The sequence below is a fragment of the Pseudomonas sp. ADPe genome, assembly GCF_014843515.1.
Lineage (GTDB): Bacteria > Pseudomonadota > Gammaproteobacteria > Pseudomonadales > Pseudomonadaceae > Pseudomonas > Pseudomonas citronellolis.
Genome location: NZ_CP062122.1, coordinates 6461859 through 6480649, shown reverse-complemented (window position 1 = coordinate 6480649; position 18791 = coordinate 6461859). Strand labels below are relative to the sequence as shown.

Here is an 18791-nt window from a genome sequence, read left to right as displayed (position 1 = left end):
TCACAATGCGCCCTCCACTGCCTGGCCGCGCTCCGCGGCGGCCTCGCCCAGGCCCAGGCGCAGCTCGGGCAGCCAGGCCTGCAAGCGCTCCAGGCAGCTACTTGGCGGCAATACCTCGGCGGCGAAATGCAGCCCGGGAGGCAATCGCTCCAGGCACTCCACGGCGAAGGCCGCCATGGCCGCCGTCAGGCGCGAGCCGTCACCAGCGCGCAACCAGGCGCTGCGCTGCACCTCGCGCCCGCCGCTGCAGCCGCTCAGCTCCACGGCCAGCAACTGGTAGGGCGTGCGCCCGGCGGCGTCCAGGCGGCTGGCGGCGACCAGTTCGGCAACCCTCCCGGCCCTGTCGCTTTCCGCCGCTCCGCGCCCCTGGATGCGCCGCAGGCAGGCCAGCAACTGGCCGTCCTCGAACAGATTGAAGGCACTGCCGCGGGCCACGCCCAGCGAGGCGAACAGCCGCTGCCCCTCCGCGCCCAGGTAGGCCGTGGCCAGCAAGTCGCGGTTGCCGCTCCATGGGCGCCGCAACGCCTCGACGGGCGCACCGCTCCAGGCCACTGCGCGCCCGTCGCACCAGGCCTGGCGGGCCCGCCCGAAACCGTAGGCCGGGTCGAGGCTGAGCAGGAAGTCCTCGGCGGCGCTGGCGGAAAGCGCCCCCAGGCCGCCGGCGTAGCAGCGCATCTCGTCGATGCGTTGCAGGCCGGCGGCCAGGTAGCGCGGCAGCAGCCCGGACAGCCCCGGCAACATGCCGGCCGAGAGCAGCACACGACGGCCCTCGGGTACCTGGCCTTCGAGGCGCTGCCAGAGCAGGTCGTCGCCGCCGACGTCCAGGTAGTCGGCGCCTGCCGCCAGGGCCGCCCGCGCCACGCGGTCGAGCACCCGGTAGCTGGGGCCGGCGCAGTTGACCACCAGGCGGCAGCCGGCGACGAAACCGCGCAGCGCGCCTTCGTCGTTCAGGTCCAGGGGCTGCGCCTGCACGGCCCCCGGTTCCCCGGCCAGGCGCTGCAATGCCTGCGGGTCGCGCCCGCCGATGCGCAGCCGGTGGCCCGGCCGCAACAGCCGGACGACCTCGCGGCCAACGCTGCCGCTGGCGCCCAGCAGGCCTATGGGTGCGTCATTCATGCCGGTGTCTCCTGCCGTTGGCCGCAGGCCCGCGCCACCGCCTGGACGTGGGGCGCCTGCATGCAGCTGAAGTGGTCGCCGGGCACGTCGACCACCTGCAGGCGGCCCAGGCACAGCTCGCGCCAGTAGGCGCTCATGTCGCGATGCATGCCCGGCAACACCTGGACCTCGCCGGTCTGGCGGACGAACAGCATGTCGCCGTCGTAGGGCGTGGCCTGGTGCAACGCCACCGCCGCCAGGCTATGGCGCAACACGCGCAGCTGCTCGCCGAGCCAGTCCAGGTCGCTGAGTTGCGAGCCGGCATGGCGCATGGCCAGGGCGATGGCCTGCAGGCGCTGCCCGGGCGAGCGCGCGGCCAGCCGGCGCATGGCCGCCAGGGCGTCGCGGGTCTGCGGGCGCTCCTCCAGTTCCTGCCATACGCCCCGCGTCACCCGCCCCGGGGTGCGCTGCAGGGCCTCGGCGATGGCCTGCTCCAGGCCGGCTTCGTCCAGCGGGTAGCCCAAGGCGCGTGGGTCGGCCTGCATCACCCGGGCGAACACGTATTCAGCCAGCAGGTCGTCCTCGATCAGGAACGGCACGCGGTAGCTGCTGATCACCGTCAGCGCCTCGACCGCCACGCCCCGCGCCTTCAGGCAGCTCGCCAGCTCGCTGGCCAGCAGGCCGCCCAGGCAGTAGCCGACGATGCTCAGGCTACGCAGCCCGGCGGCTTGCAGGGTGTCGGCATAGCTTTCGGCCAGTCGGCGGATGGCCTGCTCGGGCTCCAGCGCCAGGTAGCCGGCCACGTCGGCCAGCACCAGCCCGTCGGCGCCGCCTTCCAGGGCGCCGAACAGCGCGCGGTAGGGCGCCAGGGTGCCGCTGCCGTCGTGGACGAAGATGCGCTTGTGGCCTGCCGCCTGTTCGCGGATCGAGACCAGCGGCGAACCCGGCCGCAGCTCGTCGCGGGCGCGGACGAAATCGGCCAGCGCGGCCACCGTCGGCTGGTTGATCAACTGGCGCAGCAACTGGTCCCACTGCACGCTGCGCAATGCCGGCAGCCGTTCGCGCAGGCGGCCGACCACCTGGGCCACCAGCAGCGAATCGCCGCCCAGCTCGAAGAAGCCCTGCTCGCGGCCTACCGCCGGCACCCGCAGGGTTTCCTGCCAGACCTCGGCGATGGCGCGCTCCAGCTCGTCCCGCGGCGGTTCACCGCTGGCGGCGGACTGCTCGGCGCCGCGGGTGCGCAGCGAGGCCAGGGCCTGGCGGTCGACCTTGCCGTTGGCGGTCAGCGGCAGTTCGTCGAGCACCAGCAGCTCCGCCGGCAGCATGTACTGCGGCAGGCGCAGGGCCAGGTGCTCGCGCAGCGCCGCCGGCTCTAGGCGCTGGCGGTCGGCCTTGAAGCGGGCGATGAACAGGTGCTGGCCGATGCAGGACATGGCCTCCCCGGCCTCCGGCAGGCAGAGCGGCGCTTCGGCCCCGGCCTCGGCCAGCAGGGCCTGCCATTGCTCGCGGCGCAGAAAGGTGGTGTCCAGCTCGCGGCGCAGGTCCTCGAACTCGGTGAGACCTTCCTTGAACTCCATCGACGCCATGATCTGGTAGGTGTCGCGGGTGGCCTCGATGAACACCAGCCAGCCGCCCGGCGCCAGCATGCGCCGCAGGCGCGCCAGCACCCGGCCGGCATCGCGGGCGTTGTGCAGCACGTTGGCGCAGAGGATCACGTCCAGCGAGTTGTCGGCGATGCCCTGGCGCCAGGGCTCCTGGTTGAGGTCGAACAGGCCGTAGCGCACCCAGGGATAGTCGGCGAAGCGTTCGCGGGCCTCGTTGAGGAAATACTGCGAGAGGTCGGTGAACTGGTAGTCCACCGGCAGCCCCGCCAGCGCCGGGATCAGGTCGCAGCTGGTGCCGCCGACGCCGGCGCCTATCTCCAGCAGGCGCAGCGGCCGTTCGGCGTCGAAGTCGGCGGCGATGCGGCGCAGCGCGGCGCACACCGCGCGGTTCAGGTACTGGCTGATGAGGTTGCGCCGGTAGGCGCCGTCGGCCACCTCGGTGCGCCCTTCGGGGAACAGCAGGTGCAGCGGGTCCAGCCGGTCGCTCATCAGCTCGGGCAGGCGCTCCTGGCTCTCGCGCAGGTAGCGCAGCACCTCGGCCCCCCAGCCCACCTTCGGCTCCAGCTCGTCGATGCGGGCCCAGGCCTGGCGCAACGCGTCCTCGCGGACCTGCAGGCGGCAGTAGCCGCCACGGGCCTCGTCGAAGGCCAGCAGGCCCTCCTCCACCAGGGCGCGCAGCCAGCGGCGGATCAGCCGGCGGTTGCGCGGGGCGACCTCGCAGGCTTGGCAGATGTCGTCCAGGGAGTGCCCACGGCCGTCGTCGTCGAACAGCCCCGGCCGCTTCAACGCGGCGGCCATGGCCAGCAGCGCGGCGCGCTCGACCTGCTCCGACATCTCGCGGATATGCCCTGGGTCCAGCCCGGCGCCGACGCCCTGCCCGGCCGCCCGCGCCTGCCCGGCCAGGTCCCCGGGCCAGGCCGCCGGTGTCGTTGCGGGCGCGGCGCAGAGGAAGGCCACCAGGCGCCGCTCCAGGGCCTCCTCGCCCTGGGCCACCACCACCGCGGACTGCACGCCCGGGTAGTCGAGCAAGGCGCTCTCGACCTCGGCCAGTTCTATGCGGTGGCCGCGCACCTTCACCTGGAAGTCCTCGCGGCCGAGGAACTCGATGCTGCCATCCGCCAGGTAGCGCCCCAGGTCGCCGGTGCGGTACAGGCGCTCGCCGCTGACGAGGTGGCGGATGAAACGCTCCGCGGTCTTCTGCGCATCGCCCAGGTAGCCCAGGGCCAGGCCCTCGCCGGCGATGTAGAGTTCGCCGGCCACGCCGTCCGGGCGGTCGCGCAGGCGCTCGTCGAGCACATGGAAGCGCTGGTTGGCCAGCGGCCGGCCGTAGGGAACGCTGCGCCAGTGCGGCGGCACCTCGTCCAGTGGCTGGATGATCGACCAGATCGCCGCCTCGGTGGCGCCGCCCAGGCCCACCAGGCGCAGGCGCGGCAGCGACGCGGCGCTCTCCGCCGCCAGGTTGAGCGGAATCCAGTCGCCGGAGAGCAGCGCCAGGCGCAGGCGCTGCGGCGCCGCACCGGGCTCCGAGCGCAGGTAGTGCAGGAGCATCTGCAGTTGCGCCGGCACCGAGTTCCACAGGGTCACGCCCTGCTCGCGGGCGCAGGCCGCCCAGTGGGAGGGATCGCCGCGCCGTTGCGCGTCGGGCAGCACCAGGGTGGCGCCGGCGGCCAGCGCGCCGAAGATGTCGTAGACCGACAGGTCGAAGCCCAGGCTGGCCAGGCCCAGGATGCGGTCGTCGGCGTCGACCTGGAAGCGCTCGTTGATGTCCGCCAGGGTGTTCAATGCCGCCTGGTGGCTGATCATCACGCCCTTGGGGACGCCAGTGGAGCCGGAGGTGTAGATGACGTACGCCAGCTCCCCCGGCTGCGCGGGCGAGGCCGGCAGCGGCGCGCCGGCATAAGGCTGCAGGCGGTCCACGGCGAGCGCCTGGACGATCCGCGCCGGCCAGGCCAGGCGGCCCTCCAGCGCCGAATGGGTGGCCACCCGCCACACCCCGGCATTCTCCAGGATCAGCTCGCGGCGCGCCTCGGGCTGGCTGGTGTCCAGCGGCAGGTAGGCGGCGCCGGCCCGCAGGATGCCGAGCACGGCGATGATCTGCTCGATGCCCTTGTCCATGCACACCGCGACGCGCTCGCCGCGCTGGCAGCCGGCGTCGAGCAAGGCGGCGGCGACGGCCTCGGCGCGCGCGGCCAGTTCGGCGAAGTCCAGGCTCCGCCCGCCCTGCACCAGGGCCGTATGCCGGGGCGCCAGGCGCGCCCGGGCGAACACCGGCTCGTGCAGCAGGCCCTCGGGCAGTGGCGCATCGGTCTGGTTGGCCAGTTCGCGCGCCAGGCGCTGGGTGGCGGGCAGCTCCAGGCAGTCGTCCAGCGCCCAGGCCGAGGGTTCGCGCGCCAGGCGCAGCAGCAGCGCGCAGAAGGCATCGAACATGGCGCGCAGCACGGGCTCGGCAAAGGCGCCTTCGCGGTAGTCCCAGTTCAGCCACAGGCCGCCGTCGCGCTCGGAGACCTGGCAGTCGATCAGCACCTGGGGCGTCTGGCTGATGCCATGGACCAGCTCGGCGCCGGGCATGAACGGGCCGCGGCCGGCCTCGCCGCCGGCGCCCAGCGTGCTGGTGAAGGCGTAGGGTAGCAGCGCGGCGTCGCGCCCCCGGCGGCGCGCCAACTCGCGCAGCACCTCGATGCCGGAGAACAAGCGGTGGTCCATGTCCTCCCACAGGCGCGCCTGCAGTTGCGCGGCGCGCTCGGCGAAGCTGCCGGCCTGGCGGGTGTCCAACTGCAGCACCTCCACCGAGCTGAAGTCGCCCACCAGGCGCTCCACCTGGGGATGCAGCGCCAGGCGATTGAGCAACGTCAGGCTCAGGCAGAAGTCGCCGCGCCGGCTCCAGCGCCCCAGGGTTTCCGCATAGGCGGCGAGCACCGCGGCGGAGACGCCGATGCCGGCGCCGGCGGCGTTGAGGCCGAGGGCGCGGTAGTCGCGCTCGTCCACCTGCAGGGCCAGGCGGCGGAAGCGCGCCCCCGGCTGCGCGTCGGCCAGGGGCAGCTCGGGCGCGCCGGGCAGGCCGTCGATGCGGGCCAGCCAGTAGTCGCGGTCGCGGCCGTAGCGCGGCCCTTCGCGCAGGCGGCGCTCGGCCAGGACGTAGTCGCGGAAGCTGATCCGCGCCGGCTCCGCCAGGGTGCCGCCGTGGTACAGCTGGTGCAGTTCGCCGAGCAGCATGCGCACGCTCTGGTAGTCGCACACCAGCAGGTCCACCGACAGGTGCAGGAAGTCGCCGGCGGCGCCGTGGCTGACGCACAGCTCCACCAGCGGCCAGCAGTCCGGGCCGGCGCGGCGCAGCTCCATGCGTTCGCGCAGTTCGGCCAGGCGGCGCCCTTCGGCATCCAGCCTGTGCTCCGCCAGCCGGTAGTAAGGCACCTCGGCCAGGATGCGCTGGTGGCCCTCGGCGCTGACCACGGCGCGGAGCATGGGATGGCGTTCGATCAGTTGGTTCCAGGCCCGTTCCAGGCGCGCGACCTCGAGGCCGGGGAAGGCGAACTCCAGGTAGCCGTGGCAGGCGACGCCGCCGTGGGCGAAGGCCGTGCTGCGGCCGAGCAGGTAGGCGGCCTGCACGTCGGTCAGCGGGAAGGGCTCGCCCTGCTCCGCCGGATCGCCCTGCAAGGCCTGCTCGCGTTCCGCCGCCAGGGCGCGCAGCAATTCGTCGCGGGCCTGGCGCAGGCGCTGCAGCAGCGCCTCGTCCAGGGCCCCGGCCGGGGCCCGGTAACGCAGCAGGCCATTCTCTTCCCATAGCTCGACGCCCAGCATGTCGAGCTCGTTGCGCAATGCGTGGATATTCATAGTGCCCCTTCCTCCAGTGGGTTGGCGCCCGCCCGCCGCTGCGCCTGCCGGGCCGCCACCAGGGCGGCCTGGGCGGCGACGCTGGCGGCGCCGAAAAAGTCCTTGAGTGTCAGTTCCACGCCGAAGCCACTGGCCAGGCGCTCGATCAGGCGGGTGGCCAGCAGGCTATTGCCGCCCAGGGCGAAGAAGCCCTGGTGGCGGCCCACCCGCGGTACCTCCAGCAGCGCCTGCCAGTGCCGGGCGACCGCGCTTTCCAGTTCGCCCAGCGGTTCCTCGTCCGGCGCCAGGGCGCTGCCCTGGAGCTGCTCCTGCAGCAGCCAGGCCAGGGCCTTGCGGTCCACCTTGCCGTTGCCGCTCAGGGGCAGCCGGGGCAAGGCGAGCATGCGTTCGGGCAGCATGTGGGGCGGCAGCCAGTCAGCGGCCCAGCCGCGCAGCTGCTCTTCCGCGGGTGTCTCGCGGCCGCCGGCCGGCACCACCGCGGCGACCAGGCTGGCCCGGGCGCCGGGCAGCACCAACGCAACGGCGCGCGCCAGCGCCGGGTGGCGTTCGAGCACCGCCTCGACTTCGGCGAGTTCCACCCGGTGGCCGCGCAGCTTCACCTGCTGGTCCAGGCGGCCGAGGAATTCCAGGGTGCCGTCGGGCCAGTAGCGGCCCAGGTCGCCGGTGCGGTACCAACGTTCGCCGCCCTGCTCGACGAAGCGCTGGCGGGTCAGCGCCGCTTGCCCGCGATAGCCCAGGGCGACGCCGGCGCCGCCGATCCACAGCTCGCCGGGGACCCAGTCCGGGCAGTCCCGGCCGAGGCCGTCGACCACCCGGTAGCGCTGGTTTTCCAGCGGCCGCCCGTAGGGGATCGAACGCCACTGCGGCGGCACCTCCGCGACTTCCTGGGCATTCGACCAGATCGCCGCCTCGGTGGCCCCGCCCAGGGCCACGAAGCGGCAGCCGGGGGCGACCTGGCGCAGACGCGGCGGCAGGTCCAGGCCGATCCAGTCGCCGGAGACCAGGGCCAGGCGCAGGCCGCCCAGGCCGAGGCCGCCGCGGTTGCGCAGCAGCAGCATGTCGAGCAATGCCGGCACCGAGTTCCACAGGGTGACGCCGTGCCGGCGCAACAGTTGCAGCCAGTGCGTCGGTTCCTTGCGCAGGGCCTCGGCCGGCAGGACCAGGGTGCCGCCGACGCCGAGCACGGCGAAAAGGTCGAATACCGAGAGGTCGAAATCCAGCGCCGAAACTCCGAGCAGGCGGTCGCTGGCCGCCAACCGGTAGCGCCGGCGCAGCGCATCCAGGGTGTTCTGCGCGGCGCCGTGGGCCACTTCGACGCCCTTGGGCTCGCCGCTGCTGCCGGAGGTGAAGATCACATAGGCGACAGCCGAGGGTTCCACCGGCAAGGGCTTGGCCAGGGGCTCGTAGGCCTGGCTGGCAGCCAGCTCGCGCACCACCGTGCCGGCTGGCCAGGCGTCCTCCCCGGCCCGCTCGGCGTCGGTCAGCACCAGGCACACGCCGGCCTGGCGCAGGATGGCCGCGCGCCGCGCCGGCGGCTGTTCGATCCCCACCGGGACGTAGCACGCGCCGGCGGCAAGCGCGCCCAGCACGGCGATCACCTGGCCCGCCCCCTTGGGCAGCGTGATGGCCACGCCGTCGCCGGCCGCCACGCCCCATTCGCGCAGCGCCGCGGCCAGGCGCAGGGCGGCCTCGGCCAGTTCGGCGTAGCTGTACTGGCGTTCCTGCTCGTCGTGGGCCACCAGGGCCAGGTTATGGGGGTTGTTCCGCGCCTGGGCGAAGAAGCCCTGGTGCAGCACGCCGGGCTCTAGGTCCGCCCGGGTGTCGTTGACCTGGTAGCGCACCTGCGCTTGCGCCGCCGGCAGTTCCAGCGACACGGGTTGGCCCCAGTCCTGCTCGGCCAAACCTTCGAGCAGGCGCTCATAGGCGGCGAACATGGCTTCCAGCAGGCCGTCGGGAAACAGCCCCTCGACCGCATCCCAGTTCAGCAACAGGCCCTCTTCCAATGGGTAGGTCTGGTGGTCGAGCCAGACCTGGGGCGTCTGCGACAGCGCCCAGCCGGGACGGCCAAGGGTTTCGCGGCAACGCGCGTCCACCAGCGGCTCGCCGAGGTTGCAGGCGAACACCACGGGGGCGCCCAGGCCTTCGCCGTCCTGGCGCTGGGCCAGCTCGCGCAGCACCTCCATGCCCGACCAGGCCGCGTGGCCCAGGTCCCGGTGCAGTTGCGCCTGCAGGGCGGCGGCCTGCCCGGCGAAGCTGCCCGCGCGGGAAAGGTCCACCTCCAGCAGCACCAGGTTGGAGAAGTCCGCGACCATGTGCGCCACGCCGCTGTCCAGCGGCTGGCGGTCGAACAACGGCAGGTTGAGGAGAAAACGCTGGCTGGCGCTCCAGCGCGCCAGGACCTGGGCGTAGGCGCAGGCCAGCACGCTGGCCAGTGTCAGGCCGTGCGCCCGGGCACGGGCTTCCAGGCGCGCCAGGCGCGGCTTCCGCAGCAGGAACTGGAGGCGGCGGAAGCGCGGCCGGCCCAGTGACTCGGGGGCCTGGGCCAGGGGCAGTTGCGGCGGGCCGGGCAGCGTGTCCAGGCGCGCACGCCAGTATTCGCGCGCACTGGCCAGCTGCGGCCGGCGCAGCTCGCGCTGGGCCGCCAGGTAGGCTGGGAAGTCCATGCCCAGCGTCGGCAGCGTCTCGCCCTCGCCCCGGTAGAAGGCTGCCAGGTCGCGCAGCAGGATGGCGAAGCTGAGCACGTCGGCGACCAGCAGGTCCAGGTTCAGGTGCAGCCGGCTGCGGCCATCGGGCAGCAGGCTCAGTTGCAGGTCGAAGACCTGCCCGCTGGCGACGTCAAGGCAGCGGTGCGCCAGCGCTTCGCGCAGTTGCGCCAGGCGCGCTTCGCGCTCGGCCCGCTCGAGGCGGCGCAGGTCATGCACGCGCAGGCCGGCCCAGGCCGGTTCGCCGCGGATGCGCTGGCGCCCGTCGGCGAGGAACTGCGCACGCAGCATGGCGTGCCGCTGGCACAGCGCGCGTACCGCGGCTTCCAGGCGCGGCGGGTCGAGCTCGCCGGCGTCCAGTTCCTGGTACAGCTGGCAGGCCACCCCGCCAAGGCTGCGCTGCTCGTCGCGGCCCAGCCAGTAGGCCTGCTGCAGGGCTGTCAGTTCGAACCCCTCGCCCGTCTCGGGCACAACCGGCGACGGCCCGGCCACCTCGCCGGCGCGCTCGGCGAACAGGCGCAGCCAGGCTTGCAGGGTCGGCCGCTCCATCAGTTCGGCAACGCCGACGCGCACGCCGTGGCGGGCCAGCAGCGTGGGCAGGCGCATGAGGTTGATGGAGTCCAGGCCCTGTTCGATCAGCGACAGTTCGGCGTCGATGTCGGCGGCGTCGCAGCCCAGGGCCGGCGCGAGCCAGTCGCGCAGGCTGTGTGGATCGGTGCCGGCGAGGCAATCGCCGGGGCGCGCCCGGGGTGAATGAGCGCATGCCAGTGCTGGGTCATCGTTCATGGTGGGCAATCCTTGCGGAAGCTGGGTGGATGGGGCCACGCAGGCGCCAGCGGTTGACCGCTTCGCGCTCGTGGAACAGCTCTCGGTAACGGCCCGGCTGGGCCAGAAGCTGACGGTGGGTGCCGCGCTGCACCAGGCGGCCCTGGTCGAGCACGAGGATCTGCGCGGCGTGTTCGGCGAGGCTCGGCCGATGGGTGGCCAGCAGCAGCGTGTGGCGGCCGGCGAGGCCGAGCAGCAGGCGGTTGATGCGCGCCTCGCTGGCCGGGTCCAGGGCCGCGGTGGGTTCGTCCAGCAGCAGCACGGGGGCGCCCTTGAGCAGCAGGCGGGCCAGGGCCAGGCGCTGCCGCTCGCCGCCGGACAGGCCGGCCCCGGCCTCGCCCAGGGGGCCATGCCAGCCCTCGGCCAGGCGTGCCGCGAGGCTGTCCAGGCCGCAGGCGCGGGCCATCGCCAGCAGGGTCGCATCGCTGGCCGCGGGGTCGCCCAGGCGCAGGTTGTCCAGCAGGCTGCCGGGCAGGACCCCGCAGTCCTGGGGCAGCAACGCCAGGTAGCGATCGCGCTCGGCGGCGGCCACCTCGCGCAGGTCGACGCCGCCCAGCAGCACCCTGCCCGCATCCGGGTCGGCGCAACGCGCCAGCAGGCGCAGCAGGCTCGACTTGCCAGCCCCGGAGGCGCCCACCAACAGGTTGAGCGAGCAGGGCGCCAGGTCGAGTTCGATGCCGTCCAGCACCCGCCGTTCCTGGCGCACCAGGCCCAGGCCGTGGGCCTGCAGACGCGGGTCGGCGGGCAGCCGCGGCCGGGTGGGCTCGGGCAACGGCGGCACCTGCAGCACCTGGCGCAACTGGCGCAGGCCGTGGCGCGTCTGGCGCAAGGTGGCGCCCAGGTTCACCAGCGTGCCCATGGGCTCCACCAGGCAGGTCGCCAGCAGCCCCAGGGCGAGGAACTCGGTGGCCGCCAGCTGCCCGCCGAGCACCGCGTGCAGCCCGCCCAGCAACAAAAGCGTGTACAGCGCCTGCAACGCGCCGGCCAGGCCCAGCGCGGCCGGGAAGGTGCGCCAATGGACGCGACGCTGGGCGCGGCGCTGTTCCTCCAGGGCCTGTTCGAGCAGGGCGAAGCCGGCCTCGGTGCGCCCGCTGACGCGCAGCAACGCCTGCTGGCGAACGAACTCCAGGACCCGCGCCGCCGCCTCGGTGCCCGCCCGCTCGCCACCCTCCTCGGCCTCGCCGCCCCAGCGCACGCCCCAGCGGTAGAACAGCCACAGCGGCAGCGCCGCGGCCAATCCTGTCAGGGCCAGGCGCGGCATCTGCAAGGCCAGCACGCCGAGCAGCGCGAGCGGCGTCAGCACCGCGTTGAGCAGCGGCTGCAACAGGTGCGCCGGGACGCTCATCACCTGCAGGACGTTGTAGGTGACCAGGCGGTTGAGCTCGGCGGCGCGGCGCTCGGCGAACCACTCCAGGGGCAGCCGCGCCAGGTGCTGCCCGAGGCGCCGGTTCAGCCCGCGGGCGGCTTCGGCGCCGGCGCGGTAGCCGAGCAACTGGGCATGCCGGCGCAGCCACAGGCAGAGCATGGCCAGCCCGGCGAAGGCCGGCGGCCAGTGCCACGCCGGCGCGTCGCCGAACAGCTCGCCGAAGGCCAGCGGCAGCAAGCCCAGGGCCAGCCCCTGGGCGCCAGCCGCGGCGGTCATGGCCAGCACCGCCAGGCGCAGGCGCCGGGCCTGGGCCGGCTGCAGGCAGCGCAGCAGTTCGACGATCATGCGCCGCCCCCCTGCTCCGCCGCCCACAGCCGGGCGTAGGTCCCGCCCTGCTGCAGCAGCGCCTCGTGGCGCCCCCGCTCAAGCACCCGGCCGCCACCGAGCACGACGATCTGCTCGGCGTCGCACAGGCTGGCCAGGCGATGCGCGATCACCAGCAGCGTGCGCCCGGCCGCCAGCACCGACAGGGCCTGCTGGATGGCCGCCTCGGACTCCGGGTCGGCCGCGGCGGTGGCTTCGTCCAGCACCAGGATGGGGGCATCGGCCAGCAGCGCGCGGGCGATGGCCAGGCGCTGCCGCTCGCCGCCGGACAACGCCTGGCTGCCGTCCAGCACGGTGGCGTAGCCCTGGGGCAATTGTTCGATGCGCGCGTCGATCTGCGCGGCCCGCGCCGCGGCCCTGACCTCGTCGAGGGTGGCCTCGGGCCGCGCCAGGCGCAGGTTGTCCAGCACGCTGGCGCGCAGCAGGCGGACTTCCTGGAAAACGAAGGCGACCTGCCGGTACAGGGTGGCGGCGTCCATCTCGCGCAGGTCCACACCGCCGATGCGGATGGCGCCGCCGCTGACGTCGGCGAAGCGCGGCAGCAGGCTGGCCAGCGTCGACTTGCCGGCGCCGGACTCGCCCACCAGGGCGGTCAGCGTGCCCGGCGCCAGCACCAGGTCGATGCCGTCCAGGGCCAGGCTGCCGTCGGCGCGCCTCAGGCTCACCGCATCAAAGCGCACTTCGCTGCCCTGGGGCTGGCGCGGCCGCGCCGGTTGCGGCAAGGGCGTGGTGGCCAGCAATTCGCCAATGCGCCGCGCGGCCTCGCGGCCCTGGACGATGGCGTCGCCGCCGTGCCCCAGCGCCGCCACGGGCGCGGCCAGCGCCGGGCCGAGCAAGGCGAAGGGCAGCAGCTGTACCGGTTGCAGTTCGCCGGCCAGCACCAGGCCGCTGCCGGCCAGCAGCACCAGGGCGATCATCAGCAGCGGCGAGAGCAGTACCTCGACGCTGGCGCCCAGCCCGGCCCAGCGTCCGACCCAGGCGGAGAAGAAGCGGGCGAAGTCTTCCACGGCGGCGAAGAAGGCGCCCTGCACCTGCCCGGAACGGCCGAAGGACTTGACCATGGCGATGCCCTGGACGAAGCCCAGGGTCGCCTGGGACAGGCCGCCGATGGCGGCCCCCAGGGCCTGGCGGTCGGCACGGTAGGCGGCCGAGCGCAGCGCGGCGAGGCGCCACAGCGCCAGCAGCGGCGGCAGCAACACCACCAGGGTCATGCGCCAGTCCTTCAGCGCCAGGTAGGCCAGGCAGGCAGCCGGCGCCACCAGCGCCGCGGCCAGGTTGTTGGGCAGGTGCGCCACCAAGTGATGCAGGGCGCCGACGTCGTCCACCAGCACCCGGTTCAGCCGCGCCAGATTGCGCCCGGCGTACCAACCCAGGGGCAGGCGCCCGAGATGGGCGGCCAGGCGGCGGCGCAGGTGCAGTTGCAGGTCGCTGTCGGCCAGGTGGGTCATGTGCAGCGCGCAGCTCAGGCCCAGCAGGCGCAGCAGCAGCGCGGCGGCGCCGACCAGGGCCAGGAGCGGCGCCCGGCCGTCATCGAGGTGCCCGGCGAGCAGCGCCGGCGCCAGTTCGGCCAGGGCCACGAAGGGCAGGATGCCGGCCAGCGCCGACACGGCCTGCAACGCCACCGCCAGCAGCAGGCGGCCGCGCACGGGGCGCAGCAGCGCCGCCAGGGAGAAGCCCGCCTCAGCCACGCGCGCTCGCCTCCCGCTGGGTGAAGTACTGCCGCTGGAGGGTCTCGCGCAGGTGCCGGCGGCTGACCTTGCCGACGCCGGTCTGCGGGAAGGCCTCGAGGAACTCGAAGCGGTCCGGCAGCTTGAACGCCGCCAGCCCGCAGCCGCGCAGGTAGGCCTTGAGTTCAGCGGCGGCGGCCGCCGAGCGGCGGATCACGAAGGCGCAGCTGCGTTCGCCGAGGAAACCGTCGGGCATCGCCACCAGCGCCGCGTCCAGCACCGCGGGGTGCGCCAGCAGCAGGTTCTCCACCTCCTCCGCGGCGATCTTCTCGCCGCCGCGGTTGATCAGGTCCTTGTCGCGCCCTTCCACCACCAGGTAGCCATCGGCGGTCAGCGCCACGCGATCGCCGGAGCGGTAGAAGCCGTCGGCCGTGAAGCACTCGGCGTCCTGCCCGGGGTTCCGGTAGTAGCCGCGGATGGTGTAGGGCCCGCGGGTCAGCAGCAGGCCCACCTGCCCGGGCGGCAGGTCGTTGCCCTGCTCGTCCACCACCCGCACCTCGTCCGCCGGCGACAACGGCCGGCCCTGGGTGCGCAGCAGGTGCTCGGCGTCGTCGTCCGGGCGGGTGTAGCAGATCAGCCCTTCGGCCATGCCGAACACCTGCTGCAGGCGGCAGCCCAGGGTCGGCCCGACGCGCCGCGCCGCCGCCTCGCTCAGCCGCGCGCCGCCCACCTGCAGCAGCAGGCCGGGCAGGCCGCGCCCGCGAAGCTCGGCGGCCTCCATCCACACCAGGGCCAGCGGCGGCACCAGGGCGGTATGGCTCACGCCCTCGGCCTCGACCAGCGGGAAGCAGCATTCCGGCGTCGGCTGCGCGGCGGTCACCACCCGCCCGCCGCTGTACAGGGTGCCCATGAACCCCGGGCAGCACATGGGGAAGTTGTGCGCCATGGGCAGCGCCGCCAAGTAGGTGCTGTCCGGCCCCAGGCCGCACAGCTCGGCGCTGGCGCGCAGGTTGTAGAGGTATTCCCGGTGCCGCCGCGGAATCAGCTTGGGCACGCCGGTGGAGCCGCCGGACAGCTGGAAGCAGGCCACCGCCTCCGGCGCCGGCTCGGGCAACGCCAGGGGCTCGGCGCGGTAGAGGTCGGCCAGGGCGACGAACTCCTGCGCCTCGCCGGCCACCAGCACGTGGCGCAGCTGCGGCTGCTCCGCCTGCAGCCGCCGGGCCAGCGCGCGGAAGTCGAAGTCAGCGGCGCGGTCGGCGCAGATGTAGGCGCGGGCCCCGGCGAAGCGGCAGAAGCTGGAAAGCTCCAGCTCGCGGTGCGCCGGCAGGGCGAAGATCGGCCGCGCGCCAAGGCGGTACAGGGCGAAGCAGGCCTCGACGAAGGCGATGCCGTTGGGCAATTGCAGCAGCACGTTGTCCCCGGCGCGCAGGCCCAGGCCGTGCAGGCCGGCGGCCAGGCGGTCGACCCGCGCGTCCAGCTCGCGGTAGCTCAGGCGCCGCTCCCCTTCCACCAGTGCTTCGCGTTCGGCGAAACGCCGGGCGGCCTCGCGCAGCAGGCCGGAGAAGGTCTCCTCGCGCCAGTAGCCGGCATCCCGGTAGCGCTGGACATAGGCCTCGGGCCAATCGGGGCAGTCGATGCGGTCGTCGCGGGTGGTCATCTTGCTTCCTCGCTGGTTGCGGGCATGAGCGGGCCTGCGGCCTTGCGGGGAAGGCCGTACAGGGCGTCTGCGGGGTATGGGTGGCGGCAAGGCGTGCCGCTTCGGTGCGCCGGGCGCACCCGGGCAATGCTGCGGGGAGGTCCCTCTCCGATTGTTGCGAGTGATTATCAATATCCCGGCGATCCGCCAGCGGCAAGGACCGCCGCCTTCGATCCCGCGCCTTTTTCTTTGGATCGTGGAACCCGCGCCCACCGCCAGGGCGCGCGCAGGGCCCGCGGGGCGGGACATGACGGCCTGGACCGGCACAAACAATAATAATTCTCATTCATGGATCGACTTCGCCGTGCTAGCCTGAGGCCTCCATCCGCCAGGCAAGGAGAGAAGGATGTCCAGCAGCAAGGCCATGCAGCGCAGCGTGCCCAGCGACTTCACCCTGAGCGTGCCCGGCTGCGGCGCCACCCCGGCGGGCGAGGCCGCGGCGGACATCACCCTGTCCGCCGGCACCGTGGTGGTCCAGACCCAGGGCTGGATGCAGGAGCCGCTATGGAAGGGCCTGAAGCTGATCCTGGTGCTCAGCGGCCGCCTCGACTGCCGCGTCGAGGGCCTGCCCCCGGTGGAGATCCGCGGCCCCACCCTGTGCGCGGTGGCCAACCAGGGCGAGTTCTGCGGCGACCACCTGTTCGCCAGCGGCGTGCCGGTGCGCTACACCACGGTGCAGCTGGATTTCCCGGCGATCCGCAGTGTCGGCCTGGAGCCCGAGCGGCTGTTCCGCCAGCGCCACGACGGCGGGCCGGTGCTGTTCTGCCGCCCGGCCTCGCGCTCGCTGCTGGCCCTGGCCCGGCAGATCGCCACCTGCCCGCTGCACGGCCCTTCCCGCGCCTTCTACCTCGGCGGCAAGGCGCTGGAGATGACCGCCCTGGGCCTGGAGGACCTGCTCGCCGACCAGCCCCCGGGCAGCGCCGCCGAGGCGCGCCTGAACTCCGCCGACCTGGAGCGGGTGCAGGCTGCCCGCGAGCTGCTGTGCCGCGACCTGCAGCATTCGCCGCCGCTGGCCACGCTGGCGCGCCAGGTGGGGCTGAACGCGCGCAAGCTCACCGAAGGCTTCCGCCAGCTGTTCGGCAGCAGCGTCTATGCCTACCTGCAGGAGGTCCGCCTAAGCGAGGCCTACCGCCTGCTGGCCAGCGGCGAGAGCAACGTCTCCAGCGCCGCCTACCGCGTCGGCTACAGCCCGGCGCACTTCTCCATCGCTTTCCGCAAGCGCTTCGGGGTGTCGCCCCGGGAGCTGCGCTGAGCCCGTGGCGGAGCGCAGGTTCCGCGGTTTTTCCCGATCGAAAGAAATGGTCGCGCAATCCAATGTTTTCCCCCGGCGCCATGAATGCTTGTTGAGATAAGTTCGCATTCGCATTTTTGAACCCCTCTCAGCATGGAGCGAAACATGGCAACCGGCCCCGGGCAGACCAGCCCCCTACACTTCCCTTCCCACCTGCTGCCGCGCGGCCTGCGCCTGGCCGGGGCGATACACGCCCTGGCCCTGGGCATCGGCCTGGCGAGCCTGCCGGGCCAGGCCCAGGCCGCGGACGACGAGCGCCAGGAGCAGGACGTGCTGTCGCTGGACAGCAGCACCGTGCTCGGCGCCGGCGAGAGCCCGGTGGGCTCGGTGCCCGGCGTGGTGGCCCAGCGCAGCCTCAGCGGCACCAAGACCGACACGCCGATCCGCGAGGTGCCGCAGGCCCTGTCGGTGGTCACGCGCAAGGAGATGGACGAACAGAAGGCGCAATCGGTGGCCGAGGCGCTGCGCTACACCGCCGGCGTGCAGGACACCACCGGCGCCGCCTCGCAGCGCTTCGACTCGATCAGGATCCGCGGCTTCGATGTCTCCAGCACCGGCATGCTGCGCGACGGCTTGCGCGGCACCACCACCCAGGCCTGGCCGAAGGTCGAGCCCTACGGCCTGGAGCGGGTCGAGGTGCTCAAGGGCCCGGCCTCGGTGCTCTACGGGCAGAACGCCCCCGGCGGGGTGGTCAACCAGGTCAGCAAGCGCCCGCTGGACCAGCCCTTCCACGAGGTGGAAGTGGTCGGCGGCAACCACGACCGACGCCAGGGCCAGTTCGACTTCAGCGGCCCGCTGGACGACGAAGGCAAGTTCCTCTACCGGCTCACCGGCCTGGGCCGCGACAGCGACACCCAGACCGACCATATCGTCGACCGCAAGACCTTCGTCGCCCCGGCCTTCACCTGGCGCCCCAACGAGGACACCGACCTGACCGTGCTGGCCGAGTACGCCGAGGACGAGTTCGGCGCGCCAAGGGTGTTCGTGCCGCTACGCGGCAGCCTGCTGTCCAACCCCAACGGCAAGATCAAGCACAACCAGTTCCTCGACGAGCCGGGGCTGGACAACCACCGCACCCAGTACGCCCTCGGCTACCTGCTGGACCACCGCCTGAACGACGTCTGGAGCCTGCACTCCAGCGCGCGCTACAGCCACGTCAACCTGCTCACCAATACCGCCAGCGGCATGGGCCTGGCCGCGGACCAGCGCACCCTGATGCGCAGCGCCTACCGCTTCCGCATCATCGGCGACGTCTATGCCCTGGACAACAACGCCCAGGCGCGCTGGAACATCGGCGACACCGAGATGACCTCGCTGCTGGGCCTGGACTACCGGCGCACCCGCGAGGACTACTACCTGCGCGCCGGCAAGGCCGCCTCCATCGACATCTTCAACCCGGTGTACGGCCAGGGCTTCGGCCCCATCGACCGGCCCATGGCGCAGACCCAGCAACGCGCCGACCAGGTCGGCGTCTACGCCCAGCAACAGTTCACCTTCGACAAGCACTGGGTGCTCAGCCTCGGCGGCCGCCAGGACAGCTCCAGCGCGCGCACCGACAATCGCCTGGCGGACAGCGGCAGCAAGCAGCGCGACGAGAAGTTCACCTACCGCGCCGGCCTGGTCTACCTGGCGGACAACGGCCTGGCGCCCTATATCAGCTACTCCACCTCGTTCAACCCCTCTCTGGGCACCGATTTCTACGGCAACGCCTACAAGCCGCTGACTGCCAAGCAGTCGGAGGTCGGCGTGAAGTACCAGCCCAAGGGCTACGACGGCTTCGTCACCCTGGCCGCCTACGAACTGACCCAGGAGAACGTGCTGACCACCGACCCCAACAACAACCTCAACCAGGTGCAGACCGGCGAGGTACGGGTGCGCGGCCTGGAACTGGAGGGCAAGGCCAGCCTGGCCCGGGGCCTGGACCTGATCGGCAGCGCCACCTACAACGACGCCGAGGTGACCAGGAGCAACAACCCCGTGGAGAAGGGCCACCGGCCGACCAACACGCCGCGCAAGATGGCCTCGCTGTGGCTGGACTACACCCAGCCCGACGGCCCCCTCGCCGGCCTGGGTTTCGGCGCCGGGGTGCGCTACCTCGGGCGCACCGAGGCGGACGCGGCCAATACCATCACGGTGCCCTCCTACACCCTGCTGGACGCCGCCGTGCACTACGAGCTGGGCCAGCTGTTCCGCGAAGCCAAGGGGCTGCGCCTGTCGCTCAACGCCAGCAACCTGACCGACAAGCACTACTACAACGGCTGCAGCGCGAGCAGTTGCACCATCGGCGAGGACCGCAGCCTGATCGCCAGCCTGAGCTACCGCTGGTAGGC

Annotated in this window: 8 protein-coding genes; 2 read left to right on the top strand and 6 right to left on the bottom strand. The window is 73.0% G+C overall.

From position 1 onward, the window contains the following. Genes IG194_RS29275 through IG194_RS29250 form a run of 6 tightly spaced genes read right to left on the bottom strand, consistent with a single transcriptional unit; the run spans position 1 to position 15131 of the window. Positions 1-1116: a saccharopine dehydrogenase NADP-binding domain-containing protein gene (locus IG194_RS29275; RefSeq protein ID WP_225617141.1), complete on the bottom strand. Its 1116-nt coding sequence runs from the start codon at positions 1114-1116 to the stop codon at positions 1-3. Continuing rightward, the gene (locus IG194_RS29270) at positions 1113-6530 is read right to left on the bottom strand and encodes a non-ribosomal peptide synthetase (protein WP_058489586.1); all 5418 of its coding nucleotides are present in this window, start codon (positions 6528-6530) and stop codon (positions 1113-1115) included. The genes IG194_RS29275 and IG194_RS29270 overlap by 4 nt, the downstream gene beginning before the upstream one ends. After that, positions 6527-10018, bottom strand: a complete 3492-nt coding sequence (locus tag IG194_RS29265) for a non-ribosomal peptide synthetase (protein ID WP_058489585.1) — start codon at positions 10016-10018, stop codon at positions 6527-6529. Before IG194_RS29265 ends, IG194_RS29270 begins: the two co-directional genes overlap by 4 nt. After that, the gene (locus IG194_RS29260; protein WP_058489584.1) at positions 10008-11768 is read right to left on the bottom strand and encodes an ATP-binding cassette domain-containing protein; all 1761 of its coding nucleotides are present in this window, start codon (positions 11766-11768) and stop codon (positions 10008-10010) included. Before IG194_RS29260 ends, IG194_RS29265 begins: the two co-directional genes overlap by 11 nt. Beyond that, positions 11765-13495: an ABC transporter ATP-binding protein gene (locus IG194_RS29255; RefSeq protein ID WP_058489583.1), complete on the bottom strand. Its 1731-nt coding sequence runs from the start codon at positions 13493-13495 to the stop codon at positions 11765-11767. The genes IG194_RS29260 and IG194_RS29255 overlap by 4 nt, the downstream gene beginning before the upstream one ends. Then, complete coding sequence (locus IG194_RS29250) at positions 13488-15131, bottom strand: (2,3-dihydroxybenzoyl)adenylate synthase (RefSeq protein WP_058489582.1); 1644 nt, start codon at positions 15129-15131, stop codon at positions 13488-13490. Before IG194_RS29250 ends, IG194_RS29255 begins: the two co-directional genes overlap by 8 nt. Positions 15132-15516: 385 nt before the next feature. Between IG194_RS29250 and IG194_RS29245 the strand changes: the two genes are divergently transcribed. After that, complete coding sequence (locus IG194_RS29245) at positions 15517-16422, top strand: helix-turn-helix domain-containing protein (protein WP_082936770.1); 906 nt, start codon at positions 15517-15519, stop codon at positions 16420-16422. Between the two features lie 144 nt (positions 16423-16566). Continuing rightward, positions 16567-18789 (top strand): TonB-dependent siderophore receptor, encoded by a 2223-nt coding sequence (locus tag IG194_RS29240; protein WP_225617140.1) that lies wholly within the window; start codon positions 16567-16569, stop codon positions 18787-18789. The last annotated feature ends 2 nt before the right edge of the window (positions 18790-18791 follow it).